This is a genomic window from Halorubrum sp. 2020YC2, assembly GCF_018623055.1.
Taxonomy (GTDB): Archaea; Halobacteriota; Halobacteria; order Halobacteriales; family Haloferacaceae; genus Halorubrum.
The window spans coordinates 1,931,852-1,954,501 of sequence record NZ_CP076019.1 but is presented as its reverse complement, the minus strand read 5'-3'; the positions used below and the strand labels follow the sequence as shown (position 1 = coordinate 1,954,501).

Genomic DNA, 22,650 nt, shown 5'->3' with positions numbered 1-22,650 from the left:
CCTCTTTACCCCCGACGCGCGTGGAGACGCGTATGTCCACCGACGCCGACTTCGGGGAGCGACTCGAGTCGCAGACCGTCGCGTACCTCGACCGGATCGACGACTGCGTCGCCCTCCTCCCGCGGGCGCTCGACGAGTACGCGAACGACGGGCCGTACGCCGAGACGGTCGACGAGATAGCCGCGATCGAAAGCGAGTGCGACGACCTCGTCCGCGGGCTCACGGCGCTCATCACCGACGCCGGACCGGACGACATCGGCCTGTTGAACACGCGGATCAACTTCAACGAGTCCGCCCTGCTCGACTTCTACAACGAGCTCGACGTGGTCGCGAACCACACCGAGCGGATCGTCCAAGAGGTCGCGATGATGCGTCCCGACGCGGGCGTCGAGCCCTTCGGCGATATGCGCGAGATGGCCGGCCGGATCGCGGAGATGGTCGTGCTCCTCGGTGACGTCGCGGAGGGGTTCGTCCGCGGGCTCGCGCGGACCGACGCCACGGAGTCACTTGGCGAGGGGATCGAGTCGATACGCGACCTCGAAAGCGAGTGCGACGACCTCCGCAACGACGCCATCGAGACCGCGTTCGCGGACGACGCGGTCGACCAGCCGCTCGTCTACCGCGAGCTCGCGATCCTGTTGGACGAGCTCGCGAACACGATCGAGGACCTCACCGACCGGATCGTCGTGATCGCGAGCAAGGAGCCGGGGATCGTCACGGACGCCGACGGGTCGTAGGCCGCCCGCGCTCTCACCGCCGCGCCCAGTCGAGCATCCGCGCGTAGAAGGGGTCGGAGCCGAGCGCGTCGGCGTCGCCAACGATCGTCAGCTGCTTTTTCGCCCGAGTGAGCGCGACGTTCACGCGGCGGTGGTCCTCGAAGATGGGGCCGTCGAGGTCGCCGGTCGCGACGAGCGAGACGAGGATCACCTCCTTCGAGGAGCCCTGGAAGCGGTCGACGGTGTCGACCGTCACGTCGGTCCGGCGACCGATCTCCGCGACCTGCGCGCGGAAGGGCGCGATCACGCCGATATCATCGGGGTCGACGCCGGCGGCCACGTAGGCGTCGACGACCGCGACGACGCGCTCGGCCTCGCGGACGTTCCGGTTCCCGTCGCGCTCGCCGTCGGGGTCGACGAAGCCGACGCCGCCGGTCAGCTCGGGTGCGAGCGCGTCCGGGTCGACGCCGAGGTCCGCGAGCGTCTGCCCGGCCACCTCGGGGGTCGCGGGGCGGAGCGCGCCGTCGTAGAACTCCGCGGAGGCGAACGCCTGGATGCGCTGGCTCATCCGGTACTGGCGGTCGAGCATGACGCTCGCGTCGGGATACTCCTCGATGAGGCGCTGGAAGAGGGAGGTCTGAAGCTCGTTCTCCGCGCGGACGACGGGGGGGAGCTGCTCGTGGTCGCCCACGAGCACGAACCGGTCCGCGAGGTTGATCGCGGCGTGGGTGCCCGGCTCCGTGAGCTGGGACGCCTCGTCGACGAGGGCGACGTCGAACTCGCACTCGCGCATGACGCGGGAGCCGCAGGTCGCGGTCGTCGCCGCGACGACCGGCGCGTCCCGCAGTTCGCCCGCCTTCGCGTTCGGCTCGCCGCGCTGGACCAGCCGCACGTCACGCATGTCGTCGCGGACGCCGGTCTCGGTGCCGACGCGCAGGATTCCGCCGGTTTCACCGGCTACATCTGGTCGCGAGGACGCGACCCAGTCCTCGAACCCTTGATCCCGGAGCGCCTCCAGCGCGTTGTCGACCGCGCGGTTCGTGAACGCCGACAGCAGCACTCGGTTCCCCTCCGCCACTAAGGCGCGGATCGTCCGCGCGATGGTGTACGTCTTCCCGGTGCCGGGCGGGCCGTGGATCAGCGCCAGGTCCTCGGCGTCGACCGCGAGTTCGACCGCCTCGTTCTGGGCGTCGTTGTTGTCGATGTAGGCGTCGGGGGCGCCGGTTTCGGCGGCATCCGAGTCCTCCGCTCCGGGGCTGCCGGTCGGGCGGTCGGCCGGCTCCCGGAACTCCGGCGCCCGACGGCCGAACAGCACGTCCTTGCGGTCGGGGTCGCCCTTCAGGACCGCGTCGTGGAGCGCGGTGAGCGAGCGGTCGACGGATATCTCCGAGGGGTACACGTCGAGCCGACGCAGTTCGACCGGCTCGTCCGTCTCGACGACGACCTCGTCGCCCCCGAGTTCGGTGATTCGACCGAGTTCCGCGTGGCCCGAGACGGGGTCGCCGTCGCTCGCGAGCGCCACGTCGCCCTCGCGGAGCTTCGAGACGGCGTCGCCCGGCTTCCGGGCGCGAAGCTCCCACCGGGCGTCGTCGATTTCGGTCTGTGCGACGGGTTCGAGGCCGATCAGCGCGCGGTCGTCGGCCGCCCGCTCCTCGGGGGTCTGCTCCCACAGCTTCCGGTACTCGGCGTGGGTCTCGCGGCGCTCCTCCTCGATGGCGGTGTAGAAGCGGTCGAAGTAGTCGCGCTCCGCGTCGGGCACCGGCGTCCCGACCTGTCCCGCCTTCGACTCCTGGTCGAGCCGGCCGGAGACGACCATACACGTGTCCTGCTCGAAGCAGTAGCTACACGTCGCGTCCGCCTCGTACCCCGTCGGCACCGTGGGGCGCTCGCCGGGGTCGTTGAGCGCGCGCCACTCCATCGCCGCGAGGGCGTTGCGCTCGCGCACGACGAACTCCAAGAAGCCGCGCCCGACGGTGAACTCCTTGGCGGGCGCGAGGTCCCCCGACTCCTCGTTGCGGTCTAAGGCGGTGTTCTTCGTGTACAGCAGCGTCCCGATGTCGGGGTCGACGCCGCGCTCGTCGAGCATGAGCGCGTAGCAGGCGGCCTGGACCTTGTCGTGGAAGCGCGGCTCCCGCTTGGTGTTTTTCCCCGTCTTCAGCTCGACCGGCGTCCCTCGTCGAAGCGCGTCGGCGCGGCCTTTTAACCCGAACGTGGGCGAGATGAGGGTGAACTCCGAGCGCCACGTGTCCTCGTCGGAGAGCGTTCCCTGCGCGAGCCACCCCTCGACGGCGGCGGCGTTGCGGCGCACCTCGTCTTCGACCTCTTCGGTCTCGTAGCCGAGCAGGCCGAGTTCGAGGCCGGCCTCCGCGACGCGGTCCTCCACGGAGGCCTCAAGCTCCATCCCCCGCAGCAGGTCCCCGAACACCTCGTGGACGACCGTCCCCTTGACGACCGGGTAGTTGAGCGGGATCCCCGAGAGCTTATTTAAATAGTACATCCGCGGACACTGGACCCACGACCGGATCCCCGTCACGTCGACGAGGAAGTCGGGTTGGAGGACGACCCACGACTCGTCGGTCGTCGCGTACCCCGTCTCCCCGCGGTACTCGTCTTCCTCCGGGTCGGTGACGAGAAGCTCCATCCCCGGCTCGGCGTGTTCGGCCGTCTCCGTCCACTTGCCCCACAGCGTCACGTCGACCGGGTCGCCCGCGCCGCGGTCGGGCCGGACCCGCACCTCGCGGAGGTCGCGCTCGCCGTACGACGTCGACACCGTCCGCGCCTCCCCGACGGAGACGATCGGCCCCCGAACGTTCACGCCCCCGCTCGGCGGCGGCGGCGAAAAACGCTGTCGGTGGTCGCGGTCGGCCGCCGCCTTCCGCTGGCCGGTGCGTCGCCGCGGCCCGCCCGCCCCCCGCTCCGCCTGCCCCGCCGCCACCGACACGCTCTTGAGCTCGCGCGCCCCTACCGTCGACCGACATGCGCGTACGAGACTGGGACGACATCCTCGCGGACGTCGCGAGCGACTCGACCGACCCCGACGGCTGGCGCGCGGTCGCCGGCTCCCGCCGCGGCGGCCTAGGGGAGGACCTCTACTTCGGCCACCCGAGCGTCGGTCTCTACCACCTGAAGACGTACGCGAAGAACCCCCGCGACCTCCGCGGCGTCGGTGCGCAGGTCGCCCGGAAGGTCGACGACGAACTCGACCCGCTCCTCCCGGACGCCGAGAGCGGCGGGCGGTTCGCGGTCCGGTCGGCGCCCGAAGACGAGGACCACGCCGAGGAGATGGCCACGCGGCTCACGGAGACGCTGAAGGTCCACGCCGAGGCGCCGACCGACCCCGACCACCTCTTCGAGGACGTGATGGAGGCGGTCGAGTCGCCCGCGTTCGGCCCGATGGAGTACGAGTTCGACGGCCGGCCCGAGGAGTTGGACGAACTGTCCGACACCTTCGAGGAGGCCGAGGAGCTGCTCACCTCGGAGCTGGACGACCTGATCGAGGACGACGACGTCGACCGCGGCTTCCATTGAGGCGCGGCGGCCTCGTCGCGGCCGCCCGTTCGTCGGGACGAGAGCGAGCCCGCCGCATCGGTTTTGTTACTCCGTCGCCAACGGGGCCTATGGGACTCAAAGAAGACACGGCGAACGGCGTGATATCGCTCGGCATCGGCGTCGCGGTCACCTGGCTCACCGCCGGCGACGGCGACCACGACACGGCGGACCTCCTCGTCGCGGTCGCGATCAGCTCCTTCCTCTCGGGCTTTTTCACGAGCTACTTCGCGAAGTGACTCGGGACCGGTGACGGGTCCGGCCGCCGGCCCGCGCCGATCGACGACGGAGCCGGTGCGGCCGCCGGCCCGCGTCGACCGCGTAGCGTCAGATCGCCGTCACCCACGCCCGATACTCCGCGTCGAGTTCGTACACCTCGCGGAAGGCGCGCTCCATGAACCCCGCGACGCGGTTCGCGTCCGAGCGCGCGGTGACGACGGCATTCGTCCCCTCGGCCTCCTCCGGGCTGACGAGCTCGTCGATCCGGAACTCGGGGAACTCTTCGAGTAGGTCTTTCAGGCGATCCAGCTCCTCGTCGGTACAGTCCAGAATTAGCTCCGTGCCCGCGAGCTGGATCCACGGCGGCACCTCGCCGCCCTCGGTGTCGTCGCTGTCGGGGTCGACGTCGACGGTCAGCACGTCGCCGGAGCGCGCGCGGTGGGCGGCCGCGGCGTCCGCGAACAGCTTCAGCCGCTCGTCTTCCGTCGCCGCGTCGAATCGGGTCATACCCACGCTCGACCGCGACGGGGCTTAAAAATCCGCACTCCGGGGCGGTCGCCGCGCCGGTCGTCGGCGGACCGCGGCGCTCAGTCCCGCTCCGTCTCCGCGAGCACGTCGTCGACGGTCGAGCGCGTCCGCTCGGCCTCGGTCAGCCGCTCCTCGGCCTCGCCGCGCTCGATCAGGGCGAGGTCGGCGTCGTCGAGCGCGTCGCGAACCGCTGCCGCGCGGCGGAGCCGCTCGTGGTCGTCGCCCCGCGCGAGTTCGCGAACCGAGCGCAGGGTCGCGACGACGTCGTCGTCCGCGATCCGACCGACCAGGGGGACCAGCTCGTCTATCTCGTAGGCGAGCTCGTCGCCCGGCTTCGGCGGCCAGTCGAGCGTCAGCGGCTCGCCGTCGAGGCGTTCGAGGTACGTCCGGTGGACCGCGACCGCGGTGCGGAGCGCCCCCGGGTCGTCGACGTAGTGCTCCAGCTTGGAGTTGGTGTAGTCGGCGTACTCCAGCAGGGTCGCTGGCGGCTCCTCGCCGGCGGCGTGCGTCTCGACGTACTCCGCGAGGTCCGTCGGCGGCACGTCGACGTCGACGAACGGCGTCCCGTCCGCGCGGTCGAGGAAGTCGAACACCTCGCGGGCGGACGCCGACTTGAAGAACTCCCGGAACGCCTCTCGGAGCCCCTCGTTGTACGCCTCGATCGGGCCGCGGAGGCGGTCGAGGTCGGCGTCGAGGTCGGCGTCGGCCATCTCGGCCACTTCGCGGAGCTCGTCGAGCCGCGAGTCGAGCCGCTTTCGAGCCTCGCGCGCCGCCTTCCGGCTCGCCCGGTAGTCGTCGACCGCGTCGTCGTACGCCTCCAAGAGGTCGACGAACTCTCCGGCCGGCTCTAACGCCTCGCGGGCCGCCGCGAAGTCCGACTCCGAGAGCCGGCGCTTGTCCACCGCCTCGTCGGCCGCCCCGAAGGCGTCGCCGGCGGGGGTGTCGTCGTCGACGTCGACCGCGTCACCGAACTCGCCGCGGAAGCGGACGTACGACTCGAAGTCGCCGGAGCCGACAGCGTCCTCCTCGTACCGGTCGAGGATCCGGTGCGCGCGGCGGTAGGCGTCTGCGGCCGCCTCGACGCGGTCGCGGCCGTAGCCGTCGATCCGGGACTCGATTCGGCGGAGCTCGTCGTAGCGCTCGCGGAGCCGCGCGGCCGCCTCGCCCGCCGCGGCGACGGGGTCGTCCGCGTCGCCCTCGGCGCCGCCGCGGGCGGTCCGGTCGCTGCCGGTCCCGCCGTCCCCGTCGGCCATCGGTCAGTACACCTCGTCGGGGTCGAAGACGCGCTCGCCCACGTTCTCGCCGCCTATCGTCCGGTGGAAACACGACCGGTGCCCGGTGTGGCAGGCGCCGCCCTCCTGCTCGACGAGGTACAGCAGGGTGTCGGCGTCGCAGTCGACCCGTACCTCCCGGACCGACTGGGTGTGTCCCGAGGAGCCGCCCTTGTGCCACAGCTCCTCGCGGGACCGGGAGTAGTAGTGGGCCTCGCCGGTCTCGCGGGTGCGCGACAGCGCCTCGGGCGAGACGTACGCGAGCATCAGCACCTCGCCGGAGTCGGCGTCCTGTGCGACCGCCGGCACCAGCCCGTCCTCCCCGAAGTCGACCTCGATCGACCCGGTCTCCGCGTCGGCGTCACTCATGGCTGTCCGGAGGCGTGGCGCTGGAATAGTCCTTGTGTCTGCGGCGGTCGAGGGGTCGCGGGGCGGCGGTCCGCCGCCCGACCGCTACGCGTCCGGGACGAGGCGCAGGGCGAGCGCGTCGCCGTCGGCGTACGCGCCCGGGCGCCGCTCGACCACCTCGAAGCCGAGCGACTCGTACAGCGCGAGCGCGGCGTCGTTGTCGGGATGGGCCTGAAGCGTGACCGGCCCGTCGGCGTCGGCTATCACCGTGCGGAGCAGGCCGCGGGCGCGCCCCTCGCGTCGGAAGCCGGGCGCGACGACGAGTTCCGCTAGGTGGACCCCCCGGCGGTTCGGCCCGTCGACCGGGAGCAGGTAGCCGACGACGCGACCGTTCGCGACGCTCACCCGGGCGGCGCCCACCGCCAGCCCGTACTCCAGCAGGTCCGGACTCGGCTGGCGGAGGTGCGACTGAAGCTCGCGGATCCGGCCGGCGTCGGCGGGCCGTCCCGGGCGGACACGCGGGTCGGAGACATCGCGCTCCCCGGACTCGTCGCCGCGTCCGTCCCCTCCGGAGTCGGCGGCCTCGTCGCCCGTCATCTCAGGCCACCGCCCAGAGCGCGACGGCGACGGCCGCGCCGGAGACCGTCGCGAGGAAGTTCACGGTCTGGTTGCCGACGCGGTCGCCCTCGATCAGGGCGCCGAGCAGGCTGTCGACGGTCATCCCGGCGACGCCCGCCGCGACGACGGCCCCGCCCGCGGCGACGCCGCCGGCGACGACCGGGTCGAAGACGGGCGCCCCGCCGGCGGCCAGCGCGCCGACGAGCAGCGCGCCGGAGAGCCCCGCCAGCTCGCCCTGCCAGGTGATCGCGCCGTCGGTCCCCGGTTCGACGGGGCGGAGCGTCGTCACCAGCCGCGGCCCGTCGTAGAGGCCGCCGATCTCCGATGAGAGCGTGTCGGCCATCGCGGTCGCCGTCGCGCCCGCGAACGCGAAGCCGAGCGGGGCGGCCGGGACGGCGAGGTGGGGCGCGGCCGCGTAGCCGACCACCGCCGCGAGCGCGACCGCGGAGTTCGCCAGCACGTTGCCGGTGCCGCGCGCGCCCTCGTTCTCCTGTGCGACCCCCCGCTCCGCCTTCTCGTCGAACCGGTACTTCGAGGCGAGCCCCCCGAGCGCGTAGAAGGACATCAGCGTGAGGAACCAGCCGACGCCGCCGAGGACGACCGCGAGCAGCGCCGAGAGGACGCCGGTGAGCATCCCCGCGACCGAGGCGGTACCGATGGCGAAGGAGACGTAGCCGAGCGCGCCCGTCACCGCGAGGCCGACGAGGATGAGGGGCGCGTCGACGGTCGGCTCCAGGGCGAGGAACCCCCAGACCGCGAACGCGACGAGGATCGTCGTGATGTGCGCGTCCCGGGAGAACACCAGCGAGCGGACGAGCGCGGCCGTCAGCGCGGCCGCGGCCGCGAGGAACGTGAGCGCGGGAAGCGTCGCGCCGTCGACCGGGGCGCCGGTCTGGAGCCGCACCGCGACCTGCCCGGCGAGCGCGGCCGCGGTCCCGGCGGCGACGTAGCCCGCGACGAGCGGGAACTCGTCGGTCGTCCGCTCGGAGACGAGCGTCCGCCCGAGGCGGCCGGCGCCGACGGCGAGCGTCGCGGCCGCGAACGCCTCGTACGGCAGCGGCGCGCGCGGCAGCGACGTGAACAGGGCGAGGCCGGCGCCGGCGAGCGCGAAGGCGACGAACCCGTAGAGGCGCTCCTCCTCGCGGTCGCCGGGCAGCGCGAGCGTCTCGAACCACTCGCCGTCGCGGACGCCGAAGAAGGCCGCTCCGGCGACGGCGAAGAAGGGGACCGCGGCGGCGGTCTCGAGCGCCGGCGCGAGGATCGCCAGGGCGGCCACCGCGGCGAAAACACCCGCTCGTCGGAGCCTCCGTATCACACCCTCGGCTACCCCCGACGACCACTTAACGGTCCCGACAGCCGTCGGGCGGTCGGTCGCAGGCCCCGGTCGACGCGGCGACGCCGTCAGTATCGGTACTCGTTGAACTGGACCGCGTGTCCCTCCAGCACGCGGACGGACTCCTCCGGATCCTCCTCGTCGTCCCCGGTCCGACCTTCGTGTGAGTCAACCACTCCCATGTGAGGGTGGTACGCTCGCTCCCACATAACTGTTGTCCACGTAGCGGAGGTATTACCGCGGTCCTCAGCCGACGACGCGGTCGATCTCTCCGAGGTGGTCGAGCACGTAGTCGGGGGTGACCTCGGCGGTCGCGAGGTCGTCGCCGCCGGTGACGCCCGAGCGGACGAGGACCGTCGTCATCCCGGCGCGCTCGCCCAGCGCGATGTCCGTGTCGAGCCGATCTCCGACGACGAGACACTCCTCGGGCGGGTAGGGGAGCCGCTCGCGGACCATCTCGATCGCGGTGTCCGACGGCTTACCGAGGACCGCGTCCGGGTCGCGCTCGGCCACGCCGGCGATTGCGTTGATCACGGCGCCCGACCCGGGCACGTCGCGCTCGGGGGCCGGGATCACCACGTCGGGGTCGGTGCCGATGAACGGGATGTCGCGCTCCAAGGCCCACAGCGCGGTACAGAGGTCCCCGTAGTCGAACTCGCGGTCGATGGAGGCGACCAGGGCGTCGGCGGCGTCGACGTCGTCGGTCGTCGAGAGCCCCGCCGCCGCGAACTGGTCGAACAGCCCCGCTTCCGCGATACAGAGCAGGTCGTCGTCGGCGTGGTGCTTCCTGAGGTATCGCGTCGTCACGCTGCCCGCGGTGAAGACGCGCTCGGCGTCGACGTCGTACCCCGCCGCGCCGAGGCGGTCGACGTACGCCGGCGGCGCCTTCGTCGGGTTGTTCGAGACGAACAGGGTCTCGATCCCCGCCCCGCGGAGCCGCCGGTACCCCGCCGGAGCGCCCGGGATCGGGTCGTCGCCGCGCACGACCGTGCCGTCGACGTCGAGGACGGCGCCGCTGAATTCCATATCCGAGGTGAGACCGCCACGGCCGTAGGGGTTGCGCCCGGGCTCCCGCCGGAGGACCTTGCCCCGCGCCGGACGACTCCGACCCGGCGCACGACGGGAGCGACGCGGGCCGAAAGCGGGGATCGAGGGTCGGACGCGGATCACGAACTCGATACCGGTCCCACCTTCGGGATAACGGAAGGGTAAAGCGGCAGCGTTCCGTATCGGTGTCTACTGTGACGACGACCCAGGTGACCCTCGTCCAGATCGACAACTACGGGCCGTGGACGACGACGCCGGAGCCGCGCCGCGAGATGGACCTCCAGACGCTCCAGTCGCGGCTCTACGCCGACGTCGCCCAGTTCCTCGGCCACCGCGACGCCTACGTCTTCTTCACCAGGTTCGACAACATGATCGCGGTGACGAACGGCGTCGACGGCGCGGCCCACGCGACCCTTCAGGAGTCGATCGGCAACCGGTACCCGGTCAGCGTGAGCCTCGGGACCGCCGTCGCCGAGCGGCCCGTCGACGCCCTCGAAGCGGCCAACCGACGGCTCCAGACCGCGGGTAGCGCCCAAGACGAGAGCCGGACCGAGGTGCTCGCCGGCGAGTACCTCTCGGAGACCGAGCGGTCGGACCTTCAGGTCGCGCACTTCGACGTGGTCAACGCCACCGGCAAGTACACCGACCAACTCAACGAGTTCGACACGTTCATCAACATCGAACTGGCGTACGGCTCGCTGATGCGCCACCTCCGCGAGGCGCACGGCGCCCTCTCCTTCTTCGTCGGCGGCGACAACGTGGTGGCGGTCTGCCCCGACCTCCCCGAGGCGGCGTTCTCGTCGGCGGTCGCACACGTGCAAGACGACGTCGACATCGAGCTCCAGGTGGGGGTCGGCCGGGGGGCGTCCGCCCACGAGGCCGGGTTCGCCGCCAAACACGCCCTCGAAGACTGCCGGCACGACGGGACGAGCGTCGAACTGTTCGGGACGCCCGCCGCCGGCGACTGACGGCGCGGCCCCGCAGTCTATCGGGTTTTTCGCTCCCCCGCGTGGAATCAAACCTGATAATTTCGGTGCGAGATTTTTATACACCGCCCGGGAACTCGCGGATAGCATGTCAGAGGAAATAGTGTTCGTCTGTACGGCGGACGGCTGCGACGAGGGCCCGTGGGAGGGCTCGCACGACGCGATGGCGCACTGCTCCGAGCACCCGGACCACGGCTACACCGGGACGCCGCGGTCGGAGATCGACCCGGCCCGCGAGGTCATCCCCGCGACCGCGACGCGGGAGCGCGACAACCGGAACCTCCAGCACAAGGGCCACCCGAAAGGTGCGTACGCGCAGAACGACTGACCGGTCCCGACGGGCGAGCGGCGGTCCCGGCGTCCGCCCCCGACGCTGGCCCCGGCTCCCCGTCTTCGTCGCGGAGCGCGACAGAGACGCGTCTCCCTGAGCCGGCGGGTCGCTCTCCCTCCTCTCCGGGCCGGGGCTCCGGCCGTCGATCCGGCGCCGTTTATGAGCGGTCGGGCCCACGCTCCCGCATGGTCTCGGAGATCTTCGACCCAGACGCGTGGGAGGCGGTCACCGACGAGTTCGACGACATCACCTACCACCGCGCCGTCGACGTCCCGGCGGTCCGGATCGCCTTCGACCGACCGGCGGTCCGCAACGCCTTTCGCCCCGGGACGGTCGACGAGCTGTACGCCGCGCTCGACCACGCGCGCAAGCAGGCCGACGTCGGCACCGTCCTCCTCACCGGGAACGGTCCCTCGGAGAAGGACGGCGGCTGGGCGTTCTGCTCGGGCGGCGACCAGTCGGTCCGGGGCGGCTCCGGCTACGAGTACCGCGACGACGACGAGGCGGGCGACGACGACGACGACCTCGTCCGCTCGGCGCGGGCGGGCCGGCTCCACATCCTCGAAGTCCAGCGGCTGATCCGCTTTATGCCCAAGCCCGTGGTCGCGGTCGTCCCCGGCTGGGCGGTCGGCGGCGGCCACTCGCTGCACGTCGTCTGCGACATGACCCTCGCTAGTGAGGAACACGGGAAGTTCCTCCAGACCGACCCCGACGTGGGCTCGTTCGACGGCGGGTTCGGGTCGGCCTACCTCGCGAAGCAGATCGGCCAGAAGAAGGCCCGCGAGGTGTTCTTCCGCGGGAAGACCTACTCCGCGGAGGAGGCCGCGGACATGGGGATGGTCAACGAGGTCGTCGCGCACGACGAGCTAGAGGAGGTGGCGCTGGAGTGGGCCGACGAGATGACCCGGAAGTCACCGACCGCGATGCGGATGCTGAAGTACGCGTTCAACATGGCCGACGACGGGATGGTCGGTCAGCAGGTGTTCGCGGGCGAGGCGACACGCCTCGCGTACATGACCGAGGAGGCGCAGGAGGGCCGCGACGCGTTCCTAGAGGGCCGGGAGCCGGCGTTCCGCGAGTACCCGTGGCACTACTGAACGGCGGCCGCGTCGCGCGACGGGACCGCCGCTCGGCGCCGCGCCTCCGGCAGGCACCTACAAGTGTCCCGGCGCGGTAGCCGAGGGCATGCTCGTCGAGGCGGTGATGACGACGGACCTCGTGACCTGCGACGTCGACGCCACGGTCCGCGAGGCGACGGCGCGGATGCTCCGGAACCGGGTCGGCAGCGTCGTCGTCACCGACGGCGGGACGCCGGCCGGCATCCTCACGGAGAGCGACGTCCTCCACGCCGGCTACGCGACCGACGACCCCCTCTCTTCGATTCCCGTCCGCGAGGCGGCGAGCGCGCCGCTCGTCACCGTCACGCCGGGCGCGACGCTCCGGGCCGCGACGGAGCGCATGCGGTCGGAGGGCGTCAAGAAGCTCGTGGTCGTCGACGGCGTGACGCCGAAGGGGATCGTCACCACGCAGGACGTCGTCGACAACTACGCCGGCATCCGCCGGGAGGTCCACGACCTCGCCACGGACGCGACCGGCTGGTCGGAGCGGTCGGACGACCTCCGCGACTGAGGCGGAGACGACCGTCACCGTCCGGCGTACCGGGCACGTCCGCACGGAGCTCGGCGTGTTCGAGTTCGAGTACACCTTCGAGGGCGACACGCTCCGCGCCTTCCTCGACGAGCTGTTCGAGGACTACCCGGAGCTCCAGGACATGCTGATCGCGGAGTCGGAGTCCGACGCCACCCACAGCGGCTGGGCGCCGGCGCCGGAGGAGCCACCCGGGACGTGGTCGAAGGACCCGGTGAGCGAGCAGACCATCGCGTACGCTCGGATCCTCGTGAACGGCCGCTTCAACGAGAACGAGAACGGCTTCGACACGGAACTGGAGGCGGGCGACCGCGTCGCCTTGGTCTACCTCTTCATGTTCCGCTGTTAGTAAACGTCGCGCTCGCGGATGCGGCGGCCGGGTGCGACCGTTCGGACGCCGAGTGCGGCCGTTCGGAGGGCGCGCGGTCGGCACGGCGGTGCTATTCGTTCGCGAACTCGACGCCGGTGACCTCGAACCGGGCGCCGCCGTTCGCGCCCTCTGCGATTCGTATCTCCCAGCCGTGGGACTCGACGATCTGCTTAACGATACTCAGTCCGAAGCCGGTCCCCTGCTCCGAGGTGGTGTGTCCCGTCTTAAATACGTCACCACGGTCACCCGGCGGGATTCCGGGCCCGTCGTCTTCGAGGTAAAAGCCGCCGTCGAGGTCGCCTACCGTCACGGTCACGTCGGAACCGACGTGTTCGACGCCGTTTCTGATCAGGTTCTCGAACAGTCGGCTGAGCCGCCCCTCGTCGGCGCGGACCGTCGCCTCGCTCTCGAGACACAACGTCGCGTCGCCCGTCTGAACGTTCCCCCAGCAGCCCTCCGCCAGGTCCCCGAGTCGAACGCCGCTCCACTCAGTCGGGGACCGGTCCTGCTGTGCTAACGTCAGGAGGTCGGAGATCAGCGCTTCCATGCGCTCGTGGGCGCTCTCCACGTCCGCGAGGTGTTCGCTGTCGCACTCCTCGCGGGCCAGTTCCAGCCGTCCGCTGGCGACGTTCAGCGGGTTTCGCAGGTCGTGTGAGACGACGTCCGAGAACTGCTCTAACCGTTCGTTCTGCCGTTCGAGGTTCCGTTCTCGGTCCCGTAGCTCGCGGGTCCGCGCTTCGAGTTCCTCCGTTCGGATCCGCACCCTCGACTCTTGGATGCCGATCAGTAACCCACCGAGAGAGCCGATCATCAGCGCGATCGACTGCGTCCCCACCGACCACTCGACGGTAACGCCGGGGTGGAGGTCCCGCAACAGTATGAAGCCGAACATCACGCCGGTCCCACCGGCGATCCACGCGATAACCCGCGGATAGTACCCCGGTTCGATGTCGGAGCGAGGCATCCAATACCCGGCGTACGCGAGGATCGTCCCCGGAATTCCGACGAGGATGAGATGGAACAGCGCGATCACGACCGACCCGTCCCCGAACAGTTCCGAGAGGGCCTGCGCAACTCCTATCAGGAAAATCACTATACCAGTAACAAGCACTAAACCGGGGATAAACGACGAGTAGCGGCCGAATCTGCGGCTAGACTCGGCGCTCTCCGTGTCACCCATTCAGGGAATCTTTTCCCCCCTTCTACTTAATTCATGAGACATTCGAAGCCGGTTGCGTTCTGCGCTTCGGAAGGTAATCCTCACCCACAGATCCGGCCTGAGATTCACACCTCGCTTTCCGCTCGCTGTGTCGTTCGGTGCGTTTTTCAGAACACGCCACGCGTCGGAAGCCATGTACGCGGCTCTCTACCGACTCGGAATCGGTGCGTACCTCCTGTGGCTCCTGCTGGTCGTGTTGCTCATCGTCGGGCGGTACACCCCGGCGCCGTCGTTCCGGCTCGTCCACCTCGGCGTCGTCGTCGGCGCCGCGGTGTTGACCCTGATCGGCGCCGGACGGCTGCTCAGACGGGGGTACGAGTGGACCGCGCGGCGGTTCGGCGACCGACCCTGACACTCGGACGGCGAGCTACTCGGTGCCCTGCTGTCGTCCTCAACGGGTGACACACCCGGGCTCTTGCGGTCGGTACAGAGCGACAACGGGTCGATCCGTCCGAGCGGTCCGGGCAGTCAGTCAGCGCCGTCCGACTCCTCGGTAGCCGTCCGTCTGACGGGGAATATCTCCGTGTCGGGGGCGTCGAACGGACTGTCCGGGCCGGTGACCCACGCGGAGAGGTAAACGACGCAGGCGGCGACGACGGCCAGCGGCAGTTGGACCGTGAACACGCCGTAGACGACCGTCACAGCGATCGTCGCGCGAACGAGCGTGCGCCGTTCGGCGTCGCCGTAGTACACCAGCGCCGCGACGACGAGCGCCGAGAGCGCGAACCCCGCTCCGATCAGGACCGGACCGGCCAAGACTACCGAATACGCGAGTCCGGAGACGCCGATCAGCACCAACGCCGCCATGACATAACCCTTCGGGGAGGGCATGTCGAACCCGTCTCGGCCGACTTTTATTAAAGTGCTGTCACTACTTGCGAAGTTGTTTCCGCCTCTACGTCTCAAACAGTAGAGAGTAAAATGATCACGACGGCGTCCTCGTAGCACCGATGCGACGGACGCCTGCGGCGAGCAATCCGCGAGCCGCAGGAGTGCGGGGGAAGGGATTCGAACCTCACTCACTCCGCTCGCTACGCTCGCTTCGTTCGCTGCCTCGAATCCCTATCGGCTGATTGCTGCTGCTCGCGAGTTGCTCGCAGCAGCAATGCGGGGGAAGGGATTCGAACCTCGGTCGCTCCCGTTCGCTCGCTCCGCTCGCTCACCTCCCGCTCCCTGGTTCGAATCCCTTCTAATCCGAGACGCGGCGCTCACGGTTTGTGAGCGTCACGATATGCGGGGGAAGGGATTCGAACCCTCGAACCTCTACAGGAGCGGATCTTAAGTCCGCCGCTTTTGGCCAGGCTCAGCCACCCCCGCGCGGATTCCGCTACCGGCGGCGGGGTGAAACCCCTTTCGGAAGTCCGGGCCTACCAGTCGACGGAAAGCGTTCCGTCGCCGTGCGGGTCCGGCGCGATCTCCTCGTCCGTCCGGCGGTCGACGACGTGGATCACGCCGGCGTCCTTCTTCGCGGGGCACGCCTCGGCCGCGCGGACGTTCTCGTCTAAGTCCTCCTCGCCGATGTAGTACGCCTCCGGCTTCGCCATCCCGCTCACCACGTCCATCACCCAGTTGTCCGCGACCTCGGCGCACTTCCCAGCCCCGAAGCACTTGTTCGCCTCGAAGACGATCTTGTACGGCTTCTCCTCGACCGGCGGCCCCTCGCCGCCGATGTCGCTGGCGCGGAGCACCTCGTCGCCGCCGTCTGTCGCGGCCACGTCGTCGGTCGCGGCGTCGTCGTCGGTCGCGGCGTCGTCGCCGGTCTCGGCCTCGTCGCTCATGTCGCCCCCTCGGCGGCCGCGGGACTTTCGTCTGTCGGTCGTTCCCGCGCGCTCGATACTCACTCCTTGACGTGCTCCGCGAGCAGCCGCTCGGCGTGGTCGAGCGAGTCGGCCGACTCCCAGCGGACCTTCGCGGCGTCGCCGTACGCGAGCGCCTCCTTCAGTTCGTCGCGGAGGACGCCCGTGCCGAACCCGACCGTCTCGCCGTCGGCGTCACCGAGTTCGTACAGCGCGTAGCGGTCCGGGGCGCTCCCGACCGTCGCGCGGTCGAGGTCGCGCCACGGCTTCGCGAGGCTCACCGCGCCGCCCCTCCGGCCGTCCGCGCGCCCGCCGGCGTCACCGGTGCGCGTCCAGCCCGTCCTCCGGGCCCTCGACGATCTCGTAGCTCCCCTCGGTCCAGCCGTCCTCGACGAAGACGAACACGCGGCCGCCGGCGACCTCCGGGTCCGCGACGACCTCGTTTCGCTTGCCGTCGCGGCCGACGATCACGCCGGGGAACACCTCGTCGCGCTCGCCGTCCTCGACGATGACGCGGCCGACGCCGGAGTCTTCGAGGATCTCGTCGTCGGTCTTGTAGTCGTTCACGTACGTCATCACGCCCTCCGTCTCCGTGGGGTCGGTGACGAGGACGTGGGTCTCCTTGCCGGGACCGGCGGTTACCGACCCCTCGGCCGACTCGGGGACGCCCCGGTAGAGGGTCGTGCGGCCGTCGAGGTACTCGACGACGACGCCCTCCTCGCGAAGGTCGACGCCGATCGACGTCGGCGGCACGTCGCTGCGTGATGGCGCGGACATACGCCACGCTCCGGGTGCCGGCCTCAAAAGGGACGCGCTCGGGCCTCGCGCCGGATTGCAACGGACCGTTCCCGAACGCGGCGGCGGATTGCGCCGCCGGCGACCCGCGCGAAACGCCGCACGGCGGGGGCGCCCTCAGCCGCGAGAATCGGCGTGCCACATTTAAGTTCCTGCCGCGGGGAGTGCGTCACATGGAACGGACGCGACGGACGCTTCTGGGCGTCGGCGCCGCCCTCGTCGGGACCGCCGGGTGTCTCGGCGTCGAGGGCGTCGAGTACCCCGACGCCCCCGAGGACGCCGACGCGCCGGGCGACGGCGGCGACCCCGGCGACCCGCCCGACGACGGCCCTCCCGACGACCCGGCGGACGCCGACGCCGACCCGCCGGCGACGAACCCCGCGCTGGCGGCGGCGACCCGCGAGGTCGTCGACGACGCGGTGTGGTTCGCGACCGAGTACCCGGACGCCGTGGCGACCTACCGCGACGAGATAGCCGACGCGGTCTCGACCGTCCGGTCGGTCCGCGAGAGCGTCGACGAGGAGGCGACGATCGCGGCCGAGCAGGTGGACGAAGTCGCGGCCGCCGTCGAGAACGCCGCCTCCCGAGCGTCTGAGGCCCTCGAACCGCACTTCTCACCCGGGCCGCGGATCCGCGCTCGGACCGAGTACCACGTCGACGTCCTGCGGGAGTTCGCGCCCCGCGACGACGTCGACCGCGCGCTCGAAGAGCTCGACCGGATGCGCACCGACCTCGCGAGCGTTGGGACGGCCACCTACGTCGAGGAGGAGTTCTCCCGGAGTCCGGTCCACAACCGGCTGCTCCGCCGGCTGCTGGCGCCGCTGCCGACCGACGACCGCGAGCGTGGGCGCGTCACCTCCGGCACGCTCGTCGAACTCGCCGTCGCGAGTCGCGGCTTCTCGACGTTCGCGCACCGGCCGTACGACGACGAACTCGACCGCGACCGGGTCCCGCGGATCTACGGCGACGCGTTCGCCCCCGAGCGACGACGGGAACTGCGCGCCCGGCTCGGCCCGATCCCGCAGTCGGAAGACCGCGTCGAGGAGCTGTTCGTCGCGTTCGCGGACCGCCCGCCGGTCGGGAACCGACGCCGGGAGGCGTTCGAGGGCTGGGCCCGCGAACTCGACGGCGTCCCGGTCTACGTCCAGCGGTACCCGGACGCGGCGACCGCCGAGACGCGACTGTCTGCGGCCCTCGACGAGGGCGCGACCGAGGGGCGCGCCGCCATCGACCCCGAAGAGACGCTCGCCGGCTCCGACTTCGGCGGGACCGGTTCGGAGACCGACAACGGGACCGCCGACGGCGGGAACGACTCCGAGACGGGCGGCGAGTCGACACCCGAAACCGACGACGGACCGACCGCCTGGCACCGATTCTACCACCGCGAGGCGGAGGGCGATCGCTACGGCTTCGACGAGCACGCCGGCGTCCAGTACGGCTACGTCGTCCGCGCCGGGGAGTTCCTGCTCGCGACCGGCTTCTCCGGCGACGCGTGGGAGGAGCGGACCGGCTGGCACGGCCGACTACGGAACGGGTGGGTGACCGGCGCGTGAACGCGAACGGGATCGGTCTCGTGGCGGCCGCCTTCGCGCTCGTCGGCGCCGGCGTCGGCATCGTCGGCGCGGCCGCGACTGGCTGGGCGGAGGCGGCGCTGGCGACCGCCGCGACCGGCGAGACCGCGCGGTTCGGACCCGTGTTCGTCGCGCAGTCGTACCTCGTCGTGACCGCGACCGTCCTCGTCGCCGCGGTCCCGCTTGCGGGGGTCTTCGGCGTGCTCGTCGGCTCGCGCGCCCGCGGCGTCGTCTCCGCGGCGACGACCTGCGGACTCGGGACGGGCCTCGGCGCGCTGGCGTACGCGCTGATCGCGGTCACGGTCATCGTCGTCTCGCAGGGCGACGCCGCGGCGCAGGCGCACGGGATCGCCGACGCGCTCGTCCCGACGCTCGCCACGGCGTTCGTCTCCGGGGCCGTCGGCGCGTCGACCGGGATCCTCGGCGGGGTGATGCGATGACCGACCCCGGAGACGGCGCGGACCGCGGCGACGCCGACCGACCCGTCCGACGCGCGTCGCGCCGGGGCGTCCTCGCCGTCGGCGCCGCCGGGCTGCTCTCCGGCTGTCTCGTGACCTCCGAGGAGGGTGACGGCGCCGCGACCCGACAGACGGACGACGGAGCGAGCGGGAACGGCTCTGACGCGGAGGGCGAGGGGTCCGGAGACGACGGCGGGGGGTCCGGCGGCGACACCGCAGGATCCGGCGACGGCGACACCGAGGCTCCGCCCGAGGCGGTCGGTCCCGACGGATCGGGTCTCGTGGTCACCGACGCGACGGTGCTGGACGTGACGGAGAGCGGGGGACGGACGACCGTCGACGCTCGCCTGACCGTCGAGAACGCCGGGCGGTTCGAGTACGGCGTCGTCGAGTTCCGCGTCGACGCGTACGCGACGCCGGCCGGGACCGACGGACGCGAGCCGGTCGGGTTCGGGTACGTCACGGAGCGCTTCCCGCCGAACCGGTCGTTCGACGGGTCGGGATCTCGGGAGTTCCGGGCGGAGATCCGGTTCCCGAGCCGACGGAGCGGCGTCCGGGCCGAGCGGGACCGGTACGCCGTCGACGCGGCGGTCAGGCGCGCGGAGCCGCTCTGAGGCGGTGCGGGGTCTCGACCGCGGGCCCCGCCGAGAGACTCGCCGTGATCGCTACCTCTTTGTCCGCGCTCGCGAGCGTGAACCCATGGAGGGACGGGCGGCGGCGCTCGGGGCCGGCACCGTGTTGAACGCGCTCGCGACCGGAACGGGGGCGGCGTTCGGCATCGACGTCGAGACGCGCGCGACCGTCGAACTCGACCCCGCGGCCGACCGCGTCGACGGGTCGATAGCCGAGGACGCCGCCGCCGACACCGCCCTGATCGAGCGCTGCGTCGCGCTCGCGACGGACCGCTGGGGCGACGGCGAGGGGGGCAGCGTCCGGACCGAAAGCGACGTGCCGCTGGCGGCCGGCCTCAAAAGCTCCAGCGCGGCCGCCAACGCGACCGTCCTCGCGACCTGCGACGCGCTCGGGCTCGGCGTGGGCGACGACCCGGACGACCCCGCGGTTGACGTCACCCGCCTCGAAGCGTGCCGGCTCGGCGTCCGGGCCGCGCGCGAGGTCGGCGTCACGGTCACCGGCGCGTTCGACGACGCGACCGCGTCGATGCTCGGCGGCGTCACCGTCACCGACAACGACGCCGACGAACTGCGTTCCCGCGAGACCGTCGACTGGGACGTGCTCGTCTGGACGCCGCCGGAGCGCGCCTACAGCGCGGACGCGGACGTGGCGCGCTGCGAGGCGGTGGCGCCGATGGCCGACCTCGTGGCGGACCTCGCGCTCGACGGCCGGTACGGCGAGGCGATGACCGTCAACGGTCTGGCCTTCTCGGCCGCGCTCGGCTTCGACGCCGACCCCGCCGTCGAGGCGATGCCGCACGCCGCCGCGGTGTCGCTGTCCGGCACCGGGCCGAGTGTCGTCGCCGTCGCGGACCCCGCGGACCCCGAGACCGACCTCGACGCGGTCGCCGTCGCGTGGGGCGACCGCCCCGGAACGCTGCGACGAACGACGACCAGAAACGACGGCGCCGCCGTCGAGTGAGTGCCCGCGAACGCCCCACCGATCGACCCCACCACCAACCAATGAGCGACACACCCAACACCGAGGACCGAAGCCTCGACGAACTGCGACGCGAGATAGAGGACATCGACCGCGAACTCGTCGAGCTGATCGCCCGCCGGACCTACGTGGCCGACACCGTCGCGGCCGTGAAAGCAGAGCGCGACCTCCCGACCACCGACGAGGGCCAAGAGGAGCGCGTGATGGAGCGCGCCGGCGAGAACGCCGAGCGCTTCGACGTGGACGCGAACCTCGTGAAGGCGATCTTCCGGCTGCTGATCGAGTTGAACAAGGTGGAGCAAAGAGAGAGCCGGTAGCTCAATCGAGGCCGAGGCTCAGCTGTAACGCCTCGTCGACTTCAGCCATCGTGGGTCCGTCGAGTGAACCGACGACCGAGTGGATCCGTTTCGGAACCGAGACGGTTCGAATCTGGTCGAGCCGGATTGACGAGTCCTTTTTGAGTGGTGACCCGTCCGCCTCGACGAACACCTCGAACGGATACTCGCGGTAGGTCCCCGTGACGGGCGCGACGATGGTCGTACTAGAGTTTCGGTTTCCGATATCGTTTTGAACGACCACGGCCGGCGGTGTCTTCTTCATCTCGTGTCCTTCGGCGGGGTCGAGTCGAACGACAACCACGTCGCCCCGTCGCACGTCCGTGCCGTCACTCATCGAGGCTTTCCCACGCTTCGTCGGACGTTCCGCTCCACTCCTCGGTGAGTGTCTCCGCGCTCTCGGAGGCCTCCCGATAGGCGGCTGCCAGCTCGTCGTCGTCCGGCCGGTCGGACTCCACCTCAACGACGGCGACGGTTACGCGCTTGTTCGCGTATTCGGTGCCGAGATAGACTCGACCCCGGTCGTCCGTCTCGCTCGTTTTGAGGTCTGTCGCGTCGACTTTCATCGACGAACGGTACGGACCCACCGCAGATATGCGTTACCCACTATTTCCCACGGATTTACCGTGGAAGTCACGGAATATATTATGGATTTCGGCTACTCGAACAGGGTCGAACAGCGGGAGTCTCGGTGGCTACAAACAGACGTATTTGGCCGTCTATCGCCAGTTTGGCTGTCGAATCACTTTCCGATAGCTGCTCTTTCGATTCAGGCTCGACGAAAAACGCCGTGTCCGGTTTCGGCGGGTCCCAAAGTCGTGATAGTGACAAGAGGACAAACGTTTTGCCGCCGCACTCACAATGTACACATATGAGTTCCGAGTCCGAAAAGAAGCGCGTCCAGTTCCGTGCTCCGAGAGGACTAGTAAACCGGGCCGACGCGCTCGCTGCGGTGTTCGAGACGGATCGGACGGACATCCTCATCTCCGCGCTTCGGGACTACCTGCGGGACGCCGCGCACTCCGACGAGGTGACACAGGAGATCGCAGAGGCCTTCTACGACGACGAGATCACCTTCGAGGAACTGAAAGACCTCGTCGGGCACGAGGAGGCCGCCAACTTCCAACTGCTGAAAGAGCAGCTGACCGACGAATTCGCGGACGAGGTCGCGGAGGAGCTGGCCGACTCGTAGATGGTTCTGATAGTCGCCGACACGTCTGCTCTCGTAAGCCTCGGGACGGTGGCGGGCACCTCATCGAGTCCACTCGACCTCCTCTTCGATTCGCACACCGTGGTCGTCCCAGAGCAGGTCGTCGACGAACTCACCGAGACGGCGTCCTACGACGACGCATCCGGTGAGGCGGCACAGGCGGTTCTCGACCGTCGCTCTGCGTTGGAGACTCGTTCCGTCGAACTGGACGAGACGTTCCCGCTGGACGACGGCGAGAACGCGGCGGTCTCGCTGGCGAACGATATCGACGCCGCGCAACTGCTCTGTGACGAGTTCAACCGACTTGCGCTCGTCCACGCCTCGCTGGCCGAGACCCGCCTCGTCACGACTCCCGTCCTCCTCGCCGCACTGGTTCGCAACGACGCGATCTCGCCTGACGCTGCCGACGAGTTTTTGGCCGAGATGAGTGACGCTCGCAGTTGGTCGTCGAACTCCTACGTCGAGCGGGCGCGGGCCACGCTTCGACAGCAGCGGGATTCCGAGCAACCCGATCCGGAGTGATCGAATCGTTAGACACGCGCTAGCCGATCGGAACGACTCTCTGTAGAGTAAGGGCACCTCGGTGAATACGTCAGCGATACACGTCCTTTCCGTTCTGAATTCTGTCGCAATGGAGGTGTCGTTGGACACCATCTCAGAGAATCCATCATGGATTTCGGCCACCTAAACAAGGT

At 70.4% G+C, this 22,650-nt stretch carries 28 protein-coding genes, 1 tRNA gene and 3 pseudogenes; 16 read left to right on the top strand and 16 right to left on the bottom strand.

All coding sequences use genetic code 11. From position 1 onward, the window contains the following. Window positions 1-32: 32 nt before the first annotated feature. A complete protein-coding gene (locus KI388_RS09775) occupies window positions 33-737 on the top strand; it encodes a DUF47 family protein (RefSeq protein ID WP_215086455.1) in 705 nt (234 codons plus the stop codon). A gap of 13 nt (window positions 738-750) precedes the next feature. Here KI388_RS09775 and KI388_RS09770 read toward each other — a convergent pair whose 3' ends face one another. Beyond that, window positions 751-3,531, bottom strand: a complete 2,781-nt coding sequence (locus tag KI388_RS09770; protein ID WP_215086454.1) for an AAA domain-containing protein — start codon at window positions 3,529-3,531, stop codon at window positions 751-753. 161 nt (window positions 3,532-3,692) lie between these two features. Between KI388_RS09770 and KI388_RS09765 the strand changes: the two genes are divergently transcribed. Further along, window positions 3,693-4,244 carry a hypothetical protein gene (locus KI388_RS09765; protein ID WP_215086453.1) on the top strand — a complete coding sequence of 184 codons (552 nt, stop codon included), beginning with the start codon at window positions 3,693-3,695 and terminating at the stop codon, window positions 4,242-4,244. Window positions 4,245-4,333: 89 nt separating this feature from the next. Next, window positions 4,334-4,501, top strand: coding sequence for a hypothetical protein (locus KI388_RS09760; RefSeq protein ID WP_172863962.1), 168 nt, complete (start codon window positions 4,334-4,336; stop codon window positions 4,499-4,501). 88 nt (window positions 4,502-4,589) lie between these two features. On the opposite strand, the gene KI388_RS09755 is transcribed toward KI388_RS09760, so the two are convergent. From KI388_RS09755 to KI388_RS09730, 6 genes are all read right to left on the bottom strand, one after another. Further along, the gene (locus tag KI388_RS09755) at window positions 4,590-4,988 is read right to left on the bottom strand and encodes a hypothetical protein (RefSeq protein WP_215086452.1); all 399 of its coding nucleotides are present in this window, start codon (window positions 4,986-4,988) and stop codon (window positions 4,590-4,592) included. Between the two features lie 80 nt (window positions 4,989-5,068). Next, complete coding sequence (locus KI388_RS09750; RefSeq protein WP_215086451.1) at window positions 5,069-6,262, bottom strand: hypothetical protein; 1,194 nt, start codon at window positions 6,260-6,262, stop codon at window positions 5,069-5,071. A 3-nt stretch (window positions 6,263-6,265) separates the two neighbouring features. Beyond that, the gene (gene hisI / locus KI388_RS09745; RefSeq protein ID WP_215086450.1) at window positions 6,266-6,649 is read right to left on the bottom strand and encodes a phosphoribosyl-AMP cyclohydrolase; all 384 of its coding nucleotides are present in this window, start codon (window positions 6,647-6,649) and stop codon (window positions 6,266-6,268) included. Between the two features lie 84 nt (window positions 6,650-6,733). Then, window positions 6,734-7,225 carry a GNAT family N-acetyltransferase gene (locus tag KI388_RS09740; protein WP_215086449.1) on the bottom strand — a complete coding sequence of 164 codons (492 nt, stop codon included), beginning with the start codon at window positions 7,223-7,225 and terminating at the stop codon, window positions 6,734-6,736. Window position 7,226: 1 nt separating this feature from the next. Then, a complete protein-coding gene (locus tag KI388_RS09735; protein ID WP_215086448.1) occupies window positions 7,227-8,561 on the bottom strand; it encodes a DUF92 domain-containing protein in 1,335 nt (444 codons plus the stop codon). Window positions 8,562-8,825: 264 nt separating this feature from the next. Continuing rightward, entirely contained in the window at window positions 8,826-9,605 is a 780-nt protein-coding gene (locus KI388_RS09730) for an HAD-IIA family hydrolase (protein ID WP_215086447.1), read from the bottom strand. Window positions 9,606-9,820: 215 nt separating this feature from the next. Here KI388_RS09730 and KI388_RS09725 point away from each other — a divergent pair, with 215 nt between their 5' ends. From KI388_RS09725 to KI388_RS09705, 5 genes and pseudogenes are all read left to right on the top strand, one after another. Then, the gene (locus tag KI388_RS09725; RefSeq protein WP_215086446.1) at window positions 9,821-10,594 is read left to right on the top strand and encodes a GTP cyclohydrolase III; all 774 of its coding nucleotides are present in this window, start codon (window positions 9,821-9,823) and stop codon (window positions 10,592-10,594) included. Window positions 10,595-10,700: 106 nt separating this feature from the next. Beyond that, complete coding sequence (locus tag KI388_RS09720; RefSeq protein ID WP_215086445.1) at window positions 10,701-10,940, top strand: hypothetical protein; 240 nt, start codon at window positions 10,701-10,703, stop codon at window positions 10,938-10,940. 188 nt (window positions 10,941-11,128) lie between these two features. Next, window positions 11,129-12,040, top strand: a complete 912-nt coding sequence (locus KI388_RS09715) for a 1,4-dihydroxy-2-naphthoyl-CoA synthase (RefSeq protein WP_215086444.1) — start codon at window positions 11,129-11,131, stop codon at window positions 12,038-12,040. A gap of 88 nt (window positions 12,041-12,128) precedes the next feature. After that, window positions 12,129-12,572 (top strand): CBS domain-containing protein, encoded by a 444-nt coding sequence (locus KI388_RS09710; protein ID WP_215086443.1) that lies wholly within the window; start codon window positions 12,129-12,131, stop codon window positions 12,570-12,572. Next, window positions 12,565-12,939 (top strand): annotated as a pseudogene (locus tag KI388_RS09705) (MoaD/ThiS family protein); the annotation flags it as partial. The gene KI388_RS09710 and the pseudogene KI388_RS09705, both read left to right, overlap by 8 nt. 91 nt (window positions 12,940-13,030) lie before the next feature. Here KI388_RS09705 and KI388_RS15590 read toward each other — a convergent pair. Then, window positions 13,031-13,705 (bottom strand): annotated as a pseudogene (locus KI388_RS15590) (HAMP domain-containing sensor histidine kinase); the annotation flags it as partial. Window positions 13,706-13,777: 72 nt separating this feature from the next. Beyond that, a pseudogene (locus tag KI388_RS15585) lies at window positions 13,778-14,140 on the bottom strand (hypothetical protein); the annotation flags it as partial. A gap of 172 nt (window positions 14,141-14,312) precedes the next feature. Here KI388_RS15585 and KI388_RS09695 point away from each other — a divergent pair. After that, complete coding sequence (locus KI388_RS09695) at window positions 14,313-14,531, top strand: hypothetical protein (protein WP_215086440.1); 219 nt, start codon at window positions 14,313-14,315, stop codon at window positions 14,529-14,531. A 116-nt stretch (window positions 14,532-14,647) separates the two neighbouring features. Here the strand turns inward: KI388_RS09695 and KI388_RS09690 are convergent, their stop codons facing one another. The 5 genes from KI388_RS09690 to KI388_RS09670 all read right to left on the bottom strand — a co-directional run bounded on the left by KI388_RS09690 (window position 14,648) and on the right by KI388_RS09670 (window position 16,752). After that, the gene (locus KI388_RS09690) at window positions 14,648-15,010 is read right to left on the bottom strand and encodes a hypothetical protein (protein WP_215086439.1); all 363 of its coding nucleotides are present in this window, start codon (window positions 15,008-15,010) and stop codon (window positions 14,648-14,650) included. Between the two features lie 401 nt (window positions 15,011-15,411). Continuing rightward, a tRNA-Leu gene (locus KI388_RS09685) sits at window positions 15,412-15,496 on the bottom strand. Window positions 15,497-15,546: 50 nt separating this feature from the next. Then, on the bottom strand, window positions 15,547-15,957 hold the full coding sequence (locus KI388_RS09680; protein WP_251133133.1) for a ferredoxin: 411 nt from the start codon (window positions 15,955-15,957) through the stop codon (window positions 15,547-15,549). 59 nt (window positions 15,958-16,016) lie between these two features. Further along, on the bottom strand, window positions 16,017-16,256 hold the full coding sequence (locus KI388_RS09675; RefSeq protein WP_215086438.1) for a hypothetical protein: 240 nt from the start codon (window positions 16,254-16,256) through the stop codon (window positions 16,017-16,019). A 37-nt stretch (window positions 16,257-16,293) separates the two neighbouring features. Continuing rightward, entirely contained in the window at window positions 16,294-16,752 is a 459-nt protein-coding gene (locus KI388_RS09670) for a DUF5796 family protein (RefSeq protein WP_215086437.1), read from the bottom strand. Between the two features lie 191 nt (window positions 16,753-16,943). On the opposite strand from KI388_RS09670, the gene KI388_RS09665 reads away from it, so the two are divergent. The 5 genes from KI388_RS09665 (at window position 16,944) to KI388_RS09645 (ending at window position 20,727) form a co-directional block, all read left to right on the top strand. Continuing rightward, complete coding sequence (locus KI388_RS09665; protein WP_215086436.1) at window positions 16,944-18,323, top strand: hypothetical protein; 1,380 nt, start codon at window positions 16,944-16,946, stop codon at window positions 18,321-18,323. Continuing rightward, the gene (locus tag KI388_RS09660) at window positions 18,320-18,781 is read left to right on the top strand and encodes a hypothetical protein (protein WP_215088775.1); all 462 of its coding nucleotides are present in this window, start codon (window positions 18,320-18,322) and stop codon (window positions 18,779-18,781) included. Before KI388_RS09665 ends, KI388_RS09660 begins: the two co-directional genes overlap by 4 nt. Further along, window positions 18,778-19,413, top strand: a complete 636-nt coding sequence (locus KI388_RS09655) for a hypothetical protein (RefSeq protein WP_215086435.1) — start codon at window positions 18,778-18,780, stop codon at window positions 19,411-19,413. The genes KI388_RS09660 and KI388_RS09655 overlap by 4 nt, the downstream gene beginning before the upstream one ends. Before the next feature lie 85 nt (window positions 19,414-19,498). Next, window positions 19,499-20,392, top strand: coding sequence for a shikimate kinase (locus KI388_RS09650; protein ID WP_215086434.1), 894 nt, complete (start codon window positions 19,499-19,501; stop codon window positions 20,390-20,392). Between the two features lie 41 nt (window positions 20,393-20,433). Next, a complete protein-coding gene (locus KI388_RS09645; protein WP_215086433.1) occupies window positions 20,434-20,727 on the top strand; it encodes a chorismate mutase in 294 nt (97 codons plus the stop codon). A gap of 1 nt (window position 20,728) precedes the next feature. On the opposite strand, the gene KI388_RS09640 is transcribed toward KI388_RS09645, so the two are convergent. Further along, complete coding sequence (locus KI388_RS09640) at window positions 20,729-21,082, bottom strand: type II toxin-antitoxin system PemK/MazF family toxin (protein WP_215086432.1); 354 nt, start codon at window positions 21,080-21,082, stop codon at window positions 20,729-20,731. Then, window positions 21,075-21,311, bottom strand: a complete 237-nt coding sequence (locus KI388_RS09635) for a hypothetical protein (protein WP_215086431.1) — start codon at window positions 21,309-21,311, stop codon at window positions 21,075-21,077. The genes KI388_RS09640 and KI388_RS09635 overlap by 8 nt, the downstream gene beginning before the upstream one ends. Window positions 21,312-21,616: 305 nt before the next feature. On the opposite strand from KI388_RS09635, the gene KI388_RS09630 reads away from it, so the two are divergent. Then, a complete protein-coding gene (locus tag KI388_RS09630) occupies window positions 21,617-21,937 on the top strand; it encodes a hypothetical protein (protein WP_215086430.1) in 321 nt (106 codons plus the stop codon). Continuing rightward, window positions 21,938-22,477: a hypothetical protein gene (locus KI388_RS09625; protein ID WP_215086429.1), complete on the top strand. Its 540-nt coding sequence runs from the start codon at window positions 21,938-21,940 to the stop codon at window positions 22,475-22,477. The last annotated feature ends 173 nt before the right edge of the window (window positions 22,478-22,650 follow it).

Bases quoted from the DNA above. Each gene is read 5' to 3' on its own strand.
- KI388_RS09775 (WP_215086455.1), top strand. From the start codon at position 33: ATGTCCACCGACGCCGACTTCGGGGAGCGACTCGAGTCGCAGACCGTC.
- KI388_RS09765 (WP_215086453.1), top strand. From the start codon at position 3,693: ATGCGCGTACGAGACTGGGACGACATCCTCGCGGACGTCGCGAGCGAC.
- KI388_RS09760 (WP_172863962.1), top strand. From the start codon at position 4,334: ATGGGACTCAAAGAAGACACGGCGAACGGCGTGATATCGCTCGGCATC.
- KI388_RS09755 (WP_215086452.1), bottom strand. From the start codon at position 4,988: ATGACCCGATTCGACGCGGCGACGGAAGACGAGCGGCTGAAGCTGTTC.
- KI388_RS09750 (WP_215086451.1), bottom strand. From the start codon at position 6,262: ATGGCCGACGGGGACGGCGGGACCGGCAGCGACCGGACCGCCCGCGGC.
- hisI (WP_215086450.1), bottom strand. From the start codon at position 6,649: ATGAGTGACGCCGACGCGGAGACCGGGTCGATCGAGGTCGACTTCGGG.
- KI388_RS09740 (WP_215086449.1), bottom strand. From the start codon at position 7,225: ATGACGGGCGACGAGGCCGCCGACTCCGGAGGGGACGGACGCGGCGAC.
- KI388_RS09730 (WP_215086447.1), bottom strand. From the start codon at position 9,605: ATGGAATTCAGCGGCGCCGTCCTCGACGTCGACGGCACGGTCGTGCGC.
- KI388_RS09720 (WP_215086445.1), top strand. From the start codon at position 10,701: ATGTCAGAGGAAATAGTGTTCGTCTGTACGGCGGACGGCTGCGACGAG.
- KI388_RS09715 (WP_215086444.1), top strand. From the start codon at position 11,129: ATGGTCTCGGAGATCTTCGACCCAGACGCGTGGGAGGCGGTCACCGAC.
- KI388_RS09710 (WP_215086443.1), top strand. From the start codon at position 12,129: ATGCTCGTCGAGGCGGTGATGACGACGGACCTCGTGACCTGCGACGTC.
- KI388_RS09695 (WP_215086440.1), top strand. From the start codon at position 14,313: ATGTACGCGGCTCTCTACCGACTCGGAATCGGTGCGTACCTCCTGTGG.
- KI388_RS09690 (WP_215086439.1), bottom strand. From the start codon at position 15,010: ATGCCCTCCCCGAAGGGTTATGTCATGGCGGCGTTGGTGCTGATCGGC.
- KI388_RS09680 (WP_251133133.1), bottom strand. From the start codon at position 15,957: ATGAGCGACGAGGCCGAGACCGGCGACGACGCCGCGACCGACGACGAC.
- KI388_RS09670 (WP_215086437.1), bottom strand. From the start codon at position 16,752: ATGTCCGCGCCATCACGCAGCGACGTGCCGCCGACGTCGATCGGCGTC.
- KI388_RS09665 (WP_215086436.1), top strand. From the start codon at position 16,944: ATGGAACGGACGCGACGGACGCTTCTGGGCGTCGGCGCCGCCCTCGTC.
- KI388_RS09655 (WP_215086435.1), top strand. From the start codon at position 18,778: ATGACCGACCCCGGAGACGGCGCGGACCGCGGCGACGCCGACCGACCC.
- KI388_RS09650 (WP_215086434.1), top strand. From the start codon at position 19,499: ATGGAGGGACGGGCGGCGGCGCTCGGGGCCGGCACCGTGTTGAACGCG.
- KI388_RS09645 (WP_215086433.1), top strand. From the start codon at position 20,434: ATGAGCGACACACCCAACACCGAGGACCGAAGCCTCGACGAACTGCGA.
- KI388_RS09640 (WP_215086432.1), bottom strand. From the start codon at position 21,082: ATGAGTGACGGCACGGACGTGCGACGGGGCGACGTGGTTGTCGTTCGA.
- KI388_RS09635 (WP_215086431.1), bottom strand. From the start codon at position 21,311: ATGAAAGTCGACGCGACAGACCTCAAAACGAGCGAGACGGACGACCGG.
- KI388_RS09630 (WP_215086430.1), top strand. From the start codon at position 21,617: ATGAGTTCCGAGTCCGAAAAGAAGCGCGTCCAGTTCCGTGCTCCGAGA.
- KI388_RS09625 (WP_215086429.1), top strand. From the start codon at position 21,938: ATGGTTCTGATAGTCGCCGACACGTCTGCTCTCGTAAGCCTCGGGACG.